Raw genomic sequence first — 14,933 nt, 5'->3', positions numbered from 1 at the left:
TCGGTGGTCGTGGAGCACTTTCACAGGGTTCTCCCAGGTCGTAAGTCCTGACAACTGTTGAAGCTGCAACTATCGTCGAGCCCATGAAAAAGATCTGGTGGATCGGCGGAGCAGTAGTTGTGGTCGTACTCGCCCTGCTCGTGGGGCCGTGGGCGTACGGGAAGTTCATCGCTGAAGACGATGCACCGGCGGCCGTGGTGTCCACTGAGGGCGCGGAGGCGGCGTCCGGATCGATCGACGGGCAATGGACCGTCGTCGCCGGGCAAGGGGACAACCAGACGGCAGCTGGGTACACCGTGCACGAGATTCTCAACGGATCGAGTGTGACCGTCGTCGGAACCACTGGCGAGGTGAGCGGAAACGCGGTTGTCGAGGGTGAAAAGCTCACTTCCGGCGAAGTAACGGTGCAGGTGGCAAGCATCAAGACCGACTCGGATCGGCGCGACGGCCAGTTCACGGGCAATGTGATGGATACCAGCACGTATCCGACGGCGACGTTCACGATCGACTCGCCGGTGGACTTGTCTGCTGTACCGACGGACGGAACAACGGCGACGGTCACGGTGTCAGGAACGCTGACGCTCAAGGGTCAGTCCAAGCCGGTGTCGGTCGACATGACCGTGCTGCATTCGGGTGATTCGCTGATCGCATCGGGCTCGATTCCGGTCACCTGGACCGATTTCGGAGTCGAGCCTCCGTCCCTCGGTTTCGTCACCGTCGACGGCAGCGGCTCGGTGGACTTCCTGGTCTCACTCGCCGCGAGCTGAATTACGTCCACCCGATTCGCACTGCTTCGGGGCGGGCAGGGAAGATTAAGGACATGACCTTCCTTTCTTCTTGTCCGCTCCGAAGGCAGTGTGCGATCTCTGCCCGGACGGAATGAACAGGTGATGCCCCGGTGGAGACCGTTCCGAACGGGCGAAGACCCCGATCCACGGTTCACGCTCGCCAATGAGCGGACATATCTGGCTTGGATCCGCACTGCAACGGCCTTCGTCGCGTCGGGCGTCGGACTCGAAGCGTTCGGCGGCGACATTCTCAATCCGACGGTTCGATCCGGCTTGGCCGCGTTGTTGCTCGTCGGCGGCGCTCTGATCGCCATCACTTCTTTTGTCCACTGGATCAGTGCCGAGCGAGCGCTGCGTGCTGAGCGCTCGTTGCCAGTGCCGCTCATGGCGCCGGTGGTCGGCATCGTGCTGGTGATCTGCGCGACCGTCCTGGTGGTCGAGGTCGTGAACTGATTGACCGCGCTGGAACCGTCGGAAGGTGTCAAGCCTCCGGACAAGGGCTTGCAGTCCGAGCGCACATCGCTCTCGTTCGTGCGGACGAGTCTGTCGATCCTCGGCTTGTCTGCCGCCTGTTTGAGATGGTTGCCGCCGTTCGGTTCGGTAGCACTGATCGGCCCGTCCCTCGCTGCCGTGCTTGTCGTCGCGGTGACGGTCTACGAACGTCGGTCGCGGCCCAGGCGGTTGGCCCAGTTTTCGGCCGAAAAGGCAACGCCTGCTTTGGGTATGGGTGCTGCTCTCGCGGTCGCCCTGCTCCTACTCAGTGCGACGGGGCTGTGGATTCTGCTGACGTGACCTCGGCTTTCGGTGCCCAGCCGGGTGGGCCGAACACGTAGCCTGCGCGCTGGCGCCACGACTTCGACGCTTTCCAGTCGCGAGCGATGGCAGCGTATTCGCGTGTTTGGAGCTTCCAGATGTTGTACGTTCCGACCGGCGTCGTGAGTCCGTAGGTGGGCCGGTGGGTTTCGGCTGCGAAGGTCCCGAACATCCGGTCCCAGATGATGAGGATTCCGGCGTAGTTGCGGTCGAGGTACTCGGCGTCGGAGCCGTGGTGGACGCGATGGTGCGACGGCGTGTTGAAGATGAATTCGATGGGCCGCCAAAGTTTTCCGACACGTTCGGTGTGGACGAAGAACTGGTAGACGAGGCTGACGGAGAAGCCGACGAACACCATCCACGGCGGAATCCCGAGGAACGGCAACGGCAACCACATGATGATCTCACCGCTGTTGTTCCACTTCTGCCTCAGTGCGGTGCTGAAGTTGAAGTACTCACTCGAATGGTGAGCCTGGTGTGTGGCCCAGATGACTCGCACTCGGTGCGCGATGCGGTGATACGCGTAATAGAGGACGTCGATTCCGAGCAGCAGGATCACCCAGGTGTACCAGGCCGTCGGCGAGAGGTGCCACGGAGCGAGGTACACCCAGATTGCGGAATAGCCGATCAGCGCCAGCACTTTCCAGAAGGTGCTGGTTGCGATCGACACGAGTCCGAGCAGAACGCTGGTTCTGGCGTCGACGCTTCGATAGCCGCCTTCCGCGGGCCGTGCGCGTCCGTCGGCGTCGTCGGGATGATCCTCGAGAGCGCGGGCCGCGAACCATTCGATTGCCAGGAAGATGACAAACGCGGGAATTGCGAGCGTGACTGGATCATGGAGCGGTTCGAGAAGTGACTTCCATGATTCGAGAAGGGTTTCCCACACGCGATTTGTCCTGTTCTCTAGCTTCGATCGTTACATCATGCACCAAAATGTAACGTCAGGGAACCCTTTGCTGCGAAGATCTTGCAGGGTTTGTTGCGACTATTCATAGAAGGATGGTAGGAATTGCCGGTGCATATCACCGCGAAGGTGGACTACGCCGTGCGGACTCTGGTCGAGCTCGCGGCAGTAGGTCCTGACCCGGCCAAGGCCGAGTTTCTCGCCAAATCCCAGGTCATACCCCACAAGTTCCTGGAAGCGGTGCTCTCGGACCTGCGGCGCGGCGGCTTGGTCAACAGCCGTCGAGGCCCGGACGGGGGATACTGGCTCGCTCGGTCCGCGGACGAGATCACGATTGCCGACGTCATACGAGCCGTCGAAGGCCCGCTTGCTTCGATTCGAGGTCAGCGACCGGAAGACGTCGACTACGGGGGGCCGGCGACGCCCCTCAAGGAGGTGTGGATTGCAGTGCGCGTCAACCTCCGTGCTGTGCTCGAAAATGTCACACTCACCGATGTTGCAGGTGGAGAATTGCCCGAGTTCGTTCACGAACTGACGGCAGATCCCGAGGCGTGGAATCGGCGCTGATACAGCCCGGTTTCAGTGTGCCCGTCGACGCGGAACAGTCATAGGAGCAGTGTTCGCGGTGTTGCCTCCCGCGGATTTTGCGTCGTACATCAGATGATCGGCCGCAACGATTGCTCGGGAGAACTCGTTGTAGTCGAACTCTTCCTGATGAGGGATGAAAGGTAGCGTCGCTGCTCCGACGCTCACCGTGGCCAATGGGTCGTCGGAAGCGTTCACGACGGCTTTGGGCAGTGTCGCGATTCTTTTGCGAAGTCCGTACGGGGTGCCGATCATCACAACGGTGAACTCCTCGCCGCCGGTGCGCGCGGCGTAGCCGAAACCGTTCACATGCTCCTGCAGGCGCGTTCCGGTCCGGATGATGACGGCGTCACCGACTTCGTGACCGAAGGTGTCGTTCACAGCCTTGAACTTGTCGATGTCGACGACGGCAACAGCAATGTCGGCACGATTTGCCGACGCGACCGACCAGATGCGCTCCGACATGTCCCACAGCCCTCGCCGGTTCAGCAGTCCGGTGAGTGCATCCACCTTGGATCCCGTTGCGCGCGCGAGTAATTGCCGCCAAGTGAACTGAATCGTGGCCGGAATGAAGATCACGGCACACAGTACGACGTCCGTGCGTGCAATCACGCTGGTTGCCGAGTAGTCGCCGTTCGTCAGGCCGAGCACCGTCAGGGCGATGACAAATGTCGTGGCAAAGGCGAGATGGAAGGCCAACCAGCGGTAATCGAGAAAATAGGTGAAGTAGGCGCCGGTGGCGACAAAGAGTGCCGCGCCGAAAAGGGCGGCGTTATGGCTGGTGAAGGTGATGAGAATCGAGGCAGTTCCGAGATCCGCCCACAGTCCGTAGAGCTTGAGCATGCGCGAACCTCTGATTCGGCCGACGAACCAGAGAATCGTGGGGATCAGGTTGACGGTCGCAATGCCGACGAGCCAACTGCGCGCAAACGGTCCGTCCGGGCCCTCTCCGCTGAGGAGAAACAGGAACGCCACGATCGAGAAATTGAGTGAGCAGAATCCGATGGTGAGGCGGACGAGACGTAGAACGGAGCCTCGTCCGGACTTCGATCCCCACAGCATCACCGTGGACGAAACCGGCCAGGTGTGCAGGAGCGGGTCCATCAAATTCCTTCGCCGAGCAAATTGCGGTTAATTCACCGCAAAGTATGTCAGGCCATGTTGATTCACGCGTCAACTTGGCAGTGGGCGTCACGCCGTGGAGCTGCTCACAACTCTCTCTGTCGCGCTGTTCAGGCATTTGCCGTGCGTGAGTGTGAGGTACGCCTCGAGTTTCCGCGCTGTGTGTTCGATCGCACAATATTGCAGACCTCTGCAAAGTTGCAGAGCTCTGCAAGTTGGGTACCGTGTTGGAGTGATCATCGAACAAGGCCTTCGCGACCGCAAGAAGGCAGCAACCCGTGCCGCACTCAGTGGCGCGGCAGCACGGCTCGCTCGTGCGCTGGGGATCGAATGCGTCACCGCTGACGCGATCGCCTCCGAGGCCGGAGTGTCGACGAGGACGTTCCACAACTACTTCTCCAGCAAGGAGGAGGCAGTGCTCGCCAGTTTCGAGGAATCGGTGAACCTGTGGATCGAGGCGCTTGCGTCGCGGCCCGCGGACGAACCAATTCTCGACGTCCTCGAAGAACTTGTGGTCGAAATCGTGAACGACTCAGGTCCGAGTGGGAGTGAGAAGGCAAGTATCTGGCTGCTGTCGGATTCGAGTCCCGCGCTCTACCGGGATGCCGCAGACATGCATCAGCGGATCAACCGTGCAGTCGTTCAGGCATTGGCGGAACGCACCGGTACCGACGCCGAGAAGGACCTGTACCCGACGCTCCTCCTGGGAGCGGTGGGCGGAGCCGCTAAATCGGTGATCGACGTCTGGACTGGCGGAAAGTCGGAGGCTTCCAGTCCGGAGGAGTTGGTTCACGACGCTTTTCGGCAGATTCGTGCCGGATTCCCCGCGCCGCCGCCCGCCCCTGAGATGTCGCGTCCCTGAGATGTCCCGTCTCTGAGCCCCACACGTAACACCTGTCCACGTACACGCACCGAAACAGCAAGGAGCCCGTCGTGGCCACCTATCTTTATCGGATCGGCAAGTTCGCCTACCGGCGAAAAGGCGCGGTCCTCAGCGTTTGGCTGATAATCCTGGTCCTGATGGGCGTCGGGGCAGCCACTCTGTCCGGCCCCACCAAGGATTCGTTCTCCATTCCGGGAACCCCGGCACAGCAGGCGCAAGACCTGATGGCGGAGCGTTTTCCCGACGCGCCCAACCCGATGGATTCGCTGAGCGCGCGATACGTAGTGCAAGCTCCGGCGGGCACGACGCTGGCCGATCCGGCGAACGTCAAGGCCATGGACGACATGCTCGCGAGTATTCGTGGCATCGACAAGGTCGCCGACTCCGCCAAGGTGGACCCGGCGACTGCCACTCCGGAACAGGCCGCGAAGGCGTTGGTCAATCCGGTTACCGGCAACGACTCCATGGTTGCGATGTTCAAGGAAAAGGCTGCTGCGGCTGGAACTTCCGAGACGCAGGCCGTGGACGACGCGCGCGCGTTGTCGCCGCTCAGTGCCGACGGCACGGTCGGGTACGTCGAGGTTCCGTTCAGCGGCGACTTCGCCGATCTCGACCAGGCGTTGCGTGATTCGATCAACTCCGCAGCCGATGTCGGTCGGGCCGAGGGACTCAACGTCCAGGTCAGTGGTTCTGCTGCACAGGAAGCGGAGATGCCCGGTGGTGTCACCGAGCTGATCGGTATCGCCGTTGCCGCTGTCGTTCTGGCCATCACGTTCGGTTCGCTTGTGGCCGCGGGGCTTCCGCTCCTCACCGCGATCATCGGTATCGCTATCGGCAGCCTTGGAATCACGGTTGCCACCGGATTCATGGATCTCAGTTCGATGACTCCGACGCTGGCGATCATGATCGGTCTGGCCGTGGCGATCGACTACTCGCTGTTCATCATGTCCAGGTTCAGGCATGAGCTCACCCTCACCGACAACCGTGCCGAAGCAGCAGGTCGCGCCGTCGGAACCGCCGGTTCCGCAGTGGTATTCGCCGGTTTGACAGTCATCATCGCGCTCGTTGCCTTGCGTGTCGTCGGCATCCCGTTCCTCTCGGACATGGGTGCGGCAGCGGCCTTCACCGTGCTGATCGCGGTCCTGATCGCATTGACCTTGCTGCCCGCGATCCTGGGTATGTTCGGGCGCAAGGCTTTTGCCGGCAAGATTCCCTTCCTCAGCAAGCGTGCGGAGGAGTCCGAAAACGATGATTCAGGCAAGCCGAAGCTGGCTCTGCGCTTCATCACCGCCGTCGTTCGTCGTCCGCTCGTGCCGCTGATCGGTGGAGTAGTCCTTCTGGGCGCATTGGCTCTGCCCGCAACGGGATTGAGCCTGGCATTGCCGTCGGAGGCCACCGGTGACCCGGCGACCAGTGCGCGTCAGGCGTACGACCTGATCGACGAGGGCTTCGGTGACGGCCGCAACGGACCACTGATCGCCGTTGTCGACGCCAAGGATGCCAGCGTCCCCGCCGGGGAGGCCTTTGCGGAGGTCGTCTCGACCATCTCGAGCTTCGGTGACGTCCAGAACGCACAGGTCGTCGGAGTCAACGAGGCCGGCAACACCGCGCAGGTACTGATCACTCCGAAGAGCGGACCGACCGATCCGGCCACGATGGATCTGGTGGGCAGCCTCCGCGGAGCAGAAGCGGGACTCAACGATTCGATCGGCGTCAGCTACGGCATCACCGGTCAGACCGCACTCGAAGGCGACGTCTCGGACACGCTGAAGGATGCATTGGTGCCCTACCTTGCCGTAGTGGTCGGCCTTGCATTCATCCTGTTGCTCTTGGTGTTCCGCTCGATCCTGGTTCCGCTGACCGCGACGCTCGGCTTCCTGCTCAGCGTGCTCGCGACATTCGGTGCGACGGTGGCGATCTTCCAGCACGGTTGGTTGGGCATCATCTCGAACCCGCAACCGCTCGTGAGTTTCATGCCGATCTTCCTGATCGGCGTGGTGTTCGGGTTGGCGATGGACTACCAGGTGTTCCTCGTGACGCGTATGCGTGAGGAGTACGTCCACGGTGCGAGCGCGAAGGAGGCCGTGACAATCGGCTTCAACCACGGTGCCCGCGTGGTCAGTGCGGCCGCGGTCATCATGATCTCCGTGTTCGGTGCCTTCATCGCAGAACCGAACTCGTTCATCAAGTCGATCGGATTCGCGCTCGCCGCGGCGGTGTTCTTCGACGCCTTTATTAACCCCCCGCGGTTAATAAAGGCGCACAGCTGTTTTTGTGTATCGAAATATCCAGCGGCACATGTCGGCCAGGATTGGTAACCTTCGCTCACTATGCTGATCAGGCTGCTGCGCACTTATCTGACGCCGTACCGGGGTGAACTCACGGGCGTTGTCGTCCTGCAGTTTATTTCGACTATGGCGGCCCTTTACCTTCCGAGTCTCAACGCCGACATCATCGACAACGGCGTGACCAAAGGCGACACCGGCTACATCCTCTCCACCGGCGGGATGATGCTGATGGTCACGCTGACGCAGATCCTGTGCTCAGTGGGTGCCGTCTTCTTCGGAGCGCGAGTCGCCATGGGCGTCGGGCGCGATCTCCGAGCGTCGGTGTTGCATCAGGTCGGGACGTTCTCGGCCAGGGAAGTCGGGCACTTCGGTGCGCCTTCGCTGATCACCCGCAATACCAACGACGTCCAGCAAGTACAGATGATGGTCGTGATGAGTTGCACCATCCTCGTCATGGCTCCGATCATGTGTATCGGCGGCATCATCATGGCTCTACGACAGGACCTGAATCTTTCCTGGATCCTCGGGATCAGCGTCCCGCTCCTCGTAGTCTCGATGGGTTTCCTGATTGCCCGGATGGTCCCCGGATTCAGGGTCATGCAGGGCCGCCTCGACGCCGTCAACCGTGTTCTTCGCGAACAGATCACGGGCATCCGCGTCGTCCGAGCGTTTGTACGGGAACCGTACGAGGTAGAGCGTTTCGGCGACGCCAACCGCGAACTGACGGAGACTGCACTCGGCGTCGGCCGCCTCATGGCACTGATGTTCCCGCTCGTGATGCTGATCAGCAATGTCACCAGCGTCGCGGTCATCTGGTTCGGTGGCCATCAGATCAACGAGGGTTCGATGCAGATCGGCTCGCTCACCGCGATGCTCAGCTACATCATGCAGATCCTGATGGCCGTCATGATGGCCACCTTCATGGCGGTGATGCTGCCGCGTGCGTCGGTGTGCGCCGAACGTATCTCCGAGGTACTCGACACCGATTCCTCGGTGATTCCGCCCGAGAATCCTGTCCTGGAGTTGAAGGACCCGGGCGTCGTCGAACTTCGTGGAGCTCAGTTCCAGTTCCCCGGAGCCGAGGAGCCAGTGTTGCGCGACATCACCTTCCGCGCCGAACCAGGCAAGACGACGGCGATCATCGGCGGCACCGGGTCGGGAAAGACCACTCTGCTCAACCTGATTCCGCGATTGATCGACTCCACCTCCGGATCGGTATCGGTGGGCGGCGTCGACGTCCGCGACATCGACACGGAGCTGCTCTGCTCGGTGATCGGTCTGGTCCCGCAGAAGCCGTATCTGTTCTCCGGCACTGTCGCCACCAATCTCCGCTACGGAAACCCCGAAGCTACCGACGAATGGCTGTGGGAGTGCCTCGAGATCGCCCAAGCTGCCGACTTCGTCCGCGCCATGCCAGAAGGCCTGGACACACCGGTGGCACAAGGCGGTACGACGGTATCGGGCGGTCAGCGTCAGAGACTCGCCATCGCGAGAGCGTTGGTGCGTAAGCCGCAGATCTATCTGTTCGACGATTCCTTCTCGGCACTCGACCTCACTACCGACGCACGGCTGCGTGCGGCGCTCCGGCCGGTCACGCAAGACGCCTGCATAGTCGTTGTCGCGCAGCGTATCTCCACTATCGTCGAGGCCGATCAGATCATCGTGCTCGACGACGGCGCCATCGTGGGGATCGGCACGCACGACGAACTCGTGGTCAGTTGTCCCACCTACGGCGAAATCGTCGCCTCTCAGCTAGCCGTACAGGACGCATCATGAGTAATCGACCGACTTCCTCGCCTCCCATCGGCCCGCCCGGCGGCGGCGATCCCACCAAGAAGGCCATGAACTTCGGCCCTTCGCTCAAGCGTCTCCTCGGTCGCTTGAGCCCGGACAAGCCGATCGTCATCCTGATCTTCGCTTTGGTGACGGCAAGCGTCGTACTTTCCTCGATCGCGCCGAAGATCCTGGGAAACGCCACCAATCTGATCTTCGACGGCATCGTCAGTAAGCAACTCCAGCCGGGGACGACAAAGGAACAGGCTGTCGAAGGATTGCGTGCTTCGGGGCAGGGTCAACTCGCCGACATGGTGTCCGGCATGGCCGTTGTGCCCGGAACCGGAATCGATTTCGACGCCGTCGGCAAGGTCTTGATGATCGTGCTGCTGCTGTTCGTCTGCGCGTCGCTGTTCAGTTGGCTGCAGGCGTATCTGCTCAACATCGTTGTGCAACGGACCGTTCGCCGTCTGCGTGAGGACGTCGAACAGAAGATTCATCGACTTCCCTTGCGGTACTTCGATACCCATGCCCGCGGTGACGTACTCTCGCGCGTGACCAATGACATCGACAATGTCGCGCAGAGCTTGCAGCAGACGCTCAGCCAGTTGGTCATGTCGGTGATGACCGTCCTGGGCATTCTGGTGATGATGCTGTGGATCTCACCGTTGCTCGCCCTGATTGCAGTGGCAACTGTTCCGCTGTCGATCATGGTCACGGCGTTCATCGCGAAACGTTCGCAGAAGCACTTCGTCGCGCAGTGGAAGAGCACCGGCGGAATCAATGCACAGGTCGAGGAAGCATTCAGCGGTCACGAGTTGGTCAAGGTGTTCGGCCGCCAGCACGAGGTCGAGGAGCGCTTCCGCAAGCAGAACGAGGATCTGTACGAGTCGAGCTTCAAGGCGCAGTTCATCTCCGGTCTGGTCATGCCGGCCGTGATGTTCCTCGGCAACCTCAATTACGTTGCCATCGCAGTGGTGGGTGGTATGCGCGTCGCATCCGGAACGATGACGCTCGGCGACGTGCAGGCGTTCATCCAGTACTCGCGTCAGTTCACCCAGCCGCTCACGCAGATCGCGTCGATGACAAATCTGCTGCAGTCCGGTGTCGCTTCGGCCGAGCGTGTTTTTGCGCTGCTCGACCAAGACGAGCAGTCGGAGGACCCGAAGGGCGCGAAGTCGCCCACGGTTGACAAGGGCCGCGTCAAGTTCGAGAACGTCACCTTCAGTTACAAGCCGGAACAGCCGCTGATCGAGGACCTGTCCCTGACCGCCGAGCCCGGCCAGATGGTTGCCATCGTCGGCCCCACCGGGGCAGGCAAGACCACCCTCGTCAACCTCATCCTGCGGTTCTACGAACTCAATTCGGGCCGAATCACTTTGGACGGCATCGATATCGCCGACATGACGCGAGACGATCTGCGTTCACGCATCGGCATGGTTCTGCAGGACGCGTGGCTGTTCGGTGGAACCATCCGCGAGAACATCGCGTACGGCAAGCCCGGTGCCACCGACGAGGAGATTCGTCGCGCGGCCGAGATGAGCTACGTCGACAAGTTCGTGCACTCTCTGCCTGAGGGTTACGACACGGTCATCGACGAGGAAGGCAGCAACGTCAGTGCCGGCGAGAAGCAGCTCATCACCATCGCCCGCGCCTTCATCTCGCAGCCGTCTATTCTGATCCTCGACGAGGCGACCAGTTCGGTGGACACACGCACCGAACTACTGGTACAGAGCGCCACCGCGGTTCTGCGCAGTGACCGCACCAGTTTTGTCATCGCGCACCGTCTTTCGACAATTCGTGATGCGAACCTGATCGTGGTGATGGAGGAAGGCCGCATCGTGGAGCAGGGGAGCCATGAGGCTCTGCTCGAATCCCGCGGCGCGTACTTCCGTCTGTACAACAGCCAATTCGTGGGCGCGGAGATCTAATCGCACTACTACGGTGGTGAGCATGCTGATTGCCGAGGATCTGCTGTTGCTCGCCACCGACGACGTCAGCGGAAAGCTGCTGCGTTCGTCGTCCTACGTCGATGTTGCGCTCGGAGGCGCCTTGTTGGTCGAGCTTGTGCTTGCCGACCGCGTCCGCCTCGACGGCGCCGGATGGCGGGCGCGGGCAGTCGTCATCGACAATCGGCCACTCGCGGATCCCACTCTCAACGCTGCATTGGCACGGCTGGCCGAGAAACCACCGGCCCGGCCAACTGCGGTGGTGAACCGACTTGCGAAGGGCGCAAGGAAGGCGCTCTATGCGGGTATGGGAGCCCGCGGAATTGTGACGGCCGTGGAACATCAAGTGCTCGGGTTCTTTCCGACCGTTAGATGGCCGGCGACCAATCCGCGGTACGAGGATCAACTGCGCTTCGTGCTTCGTGAGATTCTGCTGGGGGTCCGCCAACCCACCCCCACCGAAGGTGCATTGGTGTCGATCTTGGCAGGCGCGAACATGCTCAAGGTGGTCGTTCCGGCCGATCAGTTCAAGGCGGCGAAAGCGCGAGCGAAAGTGCTGTCGCAAGGAAACTGGGCGAGCGAGGCAGTGCGGCAGTCGATCGCGGCGACGCAGGCAGCCACCACTGCGGCGCTCACCGCAACAATTGCCGTGTCGACATCCTCGGGATCGTGACGGAGCGATACTGCACGACGTGGCCCTTTCTGCAGCTGTGACAGGATTGAGCCCGTGACTTCTGCAGTTCCGACACCGCCCGTGCCCGCCGTCGACAAGCGTCCCGAGTCGATTTTCACCATGGGGACCAGGCTCGAGGACCGGCTCGGACGAACCGGCACCATCCACACACCGCACGGCGATATCGCGACTCCGTCGTTCGTGGCCGTCGGAACCAAGGCCACGGTCAAGGCCGTGCTGCCGGAGTCCATGAAGGAACTCGGTGCGCAGTCGTTGCTCGCTAATGCGTACCACCTGTACCTGCAGCCGGGACCCGACATCGTCGACGAGGCCGGCGGGTTGGGCAAGTTCATGAACTGGGACGGGCCTACCTTCACCGACAGCGGTGGCTTCCAGGTGATGTCTCTTGGTGTCGGGTTCAAGAAGGTGCTCGCGATGGAGGCCGTCGGCGTGCAGTCCGACGACGTCATCGCAAAGGGCAAGGAGCGTCTCGCGACGGTGGACGACGAGGGCGTGACGTTCAAATCGCACCTCGACGGCAGCAAGCATCGGTTCACCCCCGAGGTGTCGATGCAGATTCAGCATCAGCTGGGCGCCGACATCATGTTCGCGTTCGACGAGCTCACCACGTTGCTTAACACCCGCGGCTATCAGGAGCGATCGGTCGAGCGCACGCAGGCCTGGGCGATCCGCTGCATCAACGAGCACGAGAAACTCACTGTCGAACGCGCCGACAAGCCCTATCAGGCTCTCTTCGGCGTGATCCAAGGCGCGCAGTACGAAGATCTGCGTCGTCAAGCCTGCCGCGGACTCGAGTCGATCGAAGGCGAGAACGGATACGGTTTCGACGGCTACGGCATCGGCGGCGCCCTCGAGAAGCAGAACCTCGGCACAATTGTGCGTTGGTGTAACGAGGAACTACCCGAGAACAAGCCGCGTCATATGCTCGGCATCAGTGAACCGGACGACTTCTTCGTCGCAATCGAGAACGGTGCGGACACTTTCGACTGCGTCAATCCGTCGCGTGTTGCTCGCAACGCGGCGATCTACGTCCGCTCCGGCCGGTTCAACATCAACACCAGCCGATTCCGTCGTGACTTCACGCCTATCGACGACGAGTGCGACTGCTACACCTGCGCCAATTACACCCGCGCGTACATCCATCACCTGTTCAAGGCGAAGGAAATGCTCGCGTCGACGCTGTGCACCATCCACAACGAGCGATTCACCGTGAAGTTGGTCGACGACATCCGAGCCAGCATCGAAGGCGGATACTTCCACGACTTCAAAGCGGACATGCTCGGAAAGTTCTATGCGGCGAAGACGCCTGCACCTCAGACGTAGGTCGGTTCGCGCTTCTTCACGTAGGCGATGACGCGGTAGGTGATCGGCATGACCAGAACCTCGACAAGCGTCTTCCACAGGAAGCCAACCAGCACGTAGTTGATGAAGTCTTCCCACGTACTGATGCCGATGACACCGGCTGCGATGGAACAGAAGATGAGGGTGTCGGCGAATTCGCCGACGACGGTCGAGCCGATCAGCCGCGCCCACAGGTGCTTCTCCTGCATGCGCTTTTTCATCATGACCAGGACCAGGGAGTTCAGCAGCTGGCCGACGAGGTAGGCGGCCAATCCTGCGACCAGCAGCCGGGGAATGACGCCGACCACGGTTTCGAGGGCGGCCTGGTTCTCGTAGAACTCTGCCGACGGGAGTTGTACAGCGATCCAGAAGCACGCGGCGGCAAGAATCAGTGCGCCGAAGCCCAGGTAGATCGCGCGTCGGGTCGCTTGGAAGCCGTACACCTCGCTGAGTACGTCACCGAGGACGTAGGCAAGCGGGAACAAGAAGAATCCACCATCGGTGATTATGGGCAGAATCTGCAAGGGACCGAGCGAGAAGTCGGAATCCGCAAAGAAGGCGACCCCCTTGGTCGCCGCCACGTTCGAGATCAGCAGCGTTGCGGTGAAGAGCGCGACGATCGTCGGGTAATAACCCCGGCTGACGTGCGCAAATTTGGTTTCGTGGGTCGATTCGTCTTGCTGATCCTGAGCTGTCACGTCCGTCATCCAAGCACCACAAGGCGCTCGGATGCGAGTTGGCGACCGTCCAGTTGCGCAGAACACACCGAAGGCCCTGCGGTTTCACGTGGAACCGCAGGGCCTTCGGTGATGCAAACGAACGGATCAGGCAGCTACATGGCCGCCGGTCAGCACGCGGTATGCGTAGGTGCTGGCGATCAACGCGACGGGCGCCGTCACCAGAAGACCGATTCCACACAGCAGCGCACCGACGATGTTGATACCGATCAGAGCGAGCGCCAGCAGGACCAACGTTCCGACGTTCGACGAGGTCAACGCGTAACTCGATTTGATGCCCGAAATCGCATCCTGATTCTTGTCCACGATGAAGGTCAGCGTGTAGTAGAGCAGGAATGCCGCGATGATGCCGGGAATGATGCAGAGAGCCAAACCGACGTAAGTTGCCACTGCTACCAGGAAACCGCCGAGAACAACTGCGCCGATGTTGGTGAATTGGAAGAAGGTGCCGAAAGCCGGCTTGATTCCATCCAATTCGCTCAACGCTCCACGAAGGAATGCGGCTTGGATGATGTAGCCGACGATAGCGGTGACCAATCCACCCACGATCGACAGCGCGCTGAATTCGGTATTGGTGTAGTCGAAACCGTTGAAAGCGCCCTGGATCAGTCCGGCGATCAAGAACGCGATGATCGAGATTCCGATCCAAACCAATGCGTTGTCTTTGAACTTGTTCCAGCCGTAGGTAATTGCGGCGCCCACGGAAAGCTGCGGTCCACCGAATCCTGCGCCGTAGTCGTTGGCGGGCGGCGGTGGGAAGTTACCGCCTCCGGGAGGTGGCGGGTATCCACCGGGCGGGGGGTAGTTGCCACCGGGAGGGGGATAGCTTCCGCCCTGAGGCGGCGGCGGATATCCACCTGGCGGCGGGTAATTGCCACCTTGAGGAGGTGGGGGGTATCCACCAGGCGGCGGGTAGCTTCCGCCCTGCGGAGGCCCCGCCGGCGGAGGATAGCTCCCAGGAGGAGGCGTTCCCTGCTGGCCGTAGGGATCCTGGGGCGGGAATTGCTTTCCGTCCTCGGGATTCTGGTTGGGGTCGTGCCCACCGGTTGTCATATG

13 protein-coding genes and 1 pseudogene are annotated in these 14,933 nt (G+C 61.4%); 10 read left to right on the top strand and 4 right to left on the bottom strand.

All coding sequences use genetic code 11. The features are described 5' to 3' along the window. Positions 1-83: 83 nt before the first annotated feature. The 3 genes from AC1DWA_RS10075 to AC1DWA_RS10065 all read left to right on the top strand — a co-directional run bounded on the left by AC1DWA_RS10075 (position 84) and on the right by AC1DWA_RS10065 (position 1,580). Positions 84-767, top strand: coding sequence for a YceI family protein (locus AC1DWA_RS10075; RefSeq protein ID WP_003943876.1), 684 nt, complete (start codon positions 84-86; stop codon positions 765-767). Between the two features lie 123 nt (positions 768-890). Beyond that, positions 891-1,241: a YidH family protein gene (locus AC1DWA_RS10070; protein ID WP_477846675.1), complete on the top strand. Its 351-nt coding sequence runs from the start codon at positions 891-893 to the stop codon at positions 1,239-1,241. Next, complete coding sequence (locus AC1DWA_RS10065; protein WP_041814532.1) at positions 1,242-1,580, top strand: DUF202 domain-containing protein; 339 nt, start codon at positions 1,242-1,244, stop codon at positions 1,578-1,580. On the opposite strand, the gene AC1DWA_RS10060 is transcribed toward AC1DWA_RS10065, so the two are convergent. Further along, on the bottom strand, positions 1,546-2,487 hold the full coding sequence (locus tag AC1DWA_RS10060; RefSeq protein WP_020905867.1) for a sterol desaturase family protein: 942 nt from the start codon (positions 2,485-2,487) through the stop codon (positions 1,546-1,548). The genes AC1DWA_RS10065 and AC1DWA_RS10060 overlap by 35 nt on opposite strands. Before the next feature lie 129 nt (positions 2,488-2,616). On the opposite strand from AC1DWA_RS10060, the gene AC1DWA_RS10055 reads away from it, so the two are divergent. Continuing rightward, a complete protein-coding gene (locus tag AC1DWA_RS10055; protein ID WP_046377779.1) occupies positions 2,617-3,072 on the top strand; it encodes an RrF2 family transcriptional regulator in 456 nt (151 codons plus the stop codon). A gap of 12 nt (positions 3,073-3,084) precedes the next feature. On the opposite strand, the gene AC1DWA_RS10050 is transcribed toward AC1DWA_RS10055, so the two are convergent. Then, on the bottom strand, positions 3,085-4,194 hold the full coding sequence (locus tag AC1DWA_RS10050; protein ID WP_477846674.1) for a GGDEF domain-containing protein: 1,110 nt from the start codon (positions 4,192-4,194) through the stop codon (positions 3,085-3,087). Positions 4,195-4,444: 250 nt separating this feature from the next. Here AC1DWA_RS10050 and AC1DWA_RS10045 point away from each other — a divergent pair, with 250 nt between their 5' ends. The 6 genes and pseudogenes from AC1DWA_RS10045 (at position 4,445) to tgt (ending at position 13,122) form a co-directional block, all read left to right on the top strand. Beyond that, on the top strand, positions 4,445-5,074 hold the full coding sequence (locus AC1DWA_RS10045; protein WP_019746492.1) for a TetR/AcrR family transcriptional regulator: 630 nt from the start codon (positions 4,445-4,447) through the stop codon (positions 5,072-5,074). A gap of 71 nt (positions 5,075-5,145) precedes the next feature. Then, positions 5,146-7,332 (top strand): annotated as a pseudogene (locus tag AC1DWA_RS10040) (MMPL family transporter); the annotation flags it as partial. Positions 7,333-7,425: 93 nt separating this feature from the next. Next, positions 7,426-9,159, top strand: a complete 1,734-nt coding sequence (locus AC1DWA_RS10035) for an ABC transporter ATP-binding protein (RefSeq protein WP_021332868.1) — start codon at positions 7,426-7,428, stop codon at positions 9,157-9,159. Then, positions 9,156-11,087: an ABC transporter ATP-binding protein gene (locus tag AC1DWA_RS10030; protein WP_020968186.1), complete on the top strand. Its 1,932-nt coding sequence runs from the start codon at positions 9,156-9,158 to the stop codon at positions 11,085-11,087. Before AC1DWA_RS10035 ends, AC1DWA_RS10030 begins: the two co-directional genes overlap by 4 nt. A gap of 22 nt (positions 11,088-11,109) precedes the next feature. Next, on the top strand, positions 11,110-11,778 hold the full coding sequence (locus AC1DWA_RS10025) for a GOLPH3/VPS74 family protein (protein ID WP_020905872.1): 669 nt from the start codon (positions 11,110-11,112) through the stop codon (positions 11,776-11,778). A gap of 54 nt (positions 11,779-11,832) precedes the next feature. Beyond that, a complete protein-coding gene (gene tgt / locus AC1DWA_RS10020) occupies positions 11,833-13,122 on the top strand; it encodes a tRNA guanosine(34) transglycosylase Tgt (RefSeq protein ID WP_374761970.1) in 1,290 nt (429 codons plus the stop codon). Here the strand turns inward: tgt and AC1DWA_RS10015 are convergent. Further along, a complete protein-coding gene (locus tag AC1DWA_RS10015; protein ID WP_477846673.1) occupies positions 13,113-13,847 on the bottom strand; it encodes a queuosine precursor transporter in 735 nt (244 codons plus the stop codon). The genes tgt and AC1DWA_RS10015 overlap by 10 nt on opposite strands. Before the next feature lie 117 nt (positions 13,848-13,964). Next, on the bottom strand, positions 13,965-14,930 hold the full coding sequence (locus tag AC1DWA_RS10010) for a DUF2189 domain-containing protein (protein WP_223304518.1): 966 nt from the start codon (positions 14,928-14,930) through the stop codon (positions 13,965-13,967). Positions 14,931-14,933 lie beyond the last annotated feature (3 nt).

Source organism: Rhodococcus sp. P4_F3_2, assembly GCF_056401335.1.
This window is presented reverse-complemented; position numbering and strand designations above follow the sequence as displayed.

Coding starts and splice junctions, on each gene's coding strand:
- AC1DWA_RS10070 (WP_477846675.1), top strand. CDS start 891: ATGCCCCGGTGGAGACCGTTCCGAACGGGCGAAGACCCCGATCCACGG.
- AC1DWA_RS10030 (WP_020968186.1), top strand. CDS start 9,156: ATGAGTAATCGACCGACTTCCTCGCCTCCCATCGGCCCGCCCGGCGGC.
- AC1DWA_RS10010 (WP_223304518.1), bottom strand. CDS start 14,930: ATGACAACCGGTGGGCACGACCCCAACCAGAATCCCGAGGACGGAAAG.
- AC1DWA_RS10025 (WP_020905872.1), top strand. CDS start 11,110: ATGCTGATTGCCGAGGATCTGCTGTTGCTCGCCACCGACGACGTCAGC.
- AC1DWA_RS10075 (WP_003943876.1), top strand. CDS start 84: ATGAAAAAGATCTGGTGGATCGGCGGAGCAGTAGTTGTGGTCGTACTC.
- AC1DWA_RS10015 (WP_477846673.1), bottom strand. CDS start 13,847: ATGACGGACGTGACAGCTCAGGATCAGCAAGACGAATCGACCCACGAA.
- AC1DWA_RS10050 (WP_477846674.1), bottom strand. CDS start 4,194: ATGGACCCGCTCCTGCACACCTGGCCGGTTTCGTCCACGGTGATGCTG.
- AC1DWA_RS10035 (WP_021332868.1), top strand. CDS start 7,426: ATGCTGATCAGGCTGCTGCGCACTTATCTGACGCCGTACCGGGGTGAA.